1 protein-coding gene is annotated in these 682 nt (G+C 66.1%); it reads left to right on the forward strand.

Going from position 1 to position 682, the window contains the following annotated elements; all coding sequences use genetic code 11:
* A partial coding sequence (locus DMB66_RS62295) for a hypothetical protein (RefSeq protein ID WP_199753335.1) occupies positions 1-682 on the forward strand: 682 nt, incomplete at both ends.

Here is a 682-nt window from a genome sequence, read left to right on the forward strand (position 1 = left end):
GGTCTACTCCGGCAGCGGGACGGCCTATACCCCCGTCGGGACCTACAAACTTGCACATGCCTACCTGCAGGCCGGCGGCAACGAGAGCACCCCGATGTGGCTGAAGAGCATCGTCCACACCGGCAACGTGACCAGCGCCGGTGGCCCGGCGGTCACCGACCCGGCAGTGGTCTTCAACCCGAATGCCGACGTCATGCCGAACCGGGTGGACACGCCCAACGGCCACTCGAGCCTGTTCCGCAGCCGCATCGAGACGATCACCACGGAGTCCGGCGCGCAGATCGGCGTCACCTACTCCAAGCCCGAGTGCGACGACATCACCTTGCCCAAGCCGTGGGCCAACACCAAGCGCTGCTTCCCGCAGTACTACGCCGCCGAGGGCGAAGACTCCAAGATCGACTGGTTCAACAAGTACGTCGTCAACCGCGTCGACGTCTACGACAACACCGGCGGCTTCGAGCACCAGCAGACCAATTACGACTACCTCGACAGCCCGGCATGGGCCTACGACAACTCGGAACTGGTCAAGCCGAAACGGCGCACCTGGGGACAGTTCCGCGGCTACGGCCGGGTGCAGGTCCGCACCGGGGTCGATCAGGAGGTGCAGTCCAGGACGGAGTACCGCTACTTCCGGGGCCGTGGACGGCGACCCCCAGCCCGTCGGCGATGCGCTCCCGCCCAA

The organism is Actinoplanes sp. ATCC 53533 (genome assembly GCF_003947245.1).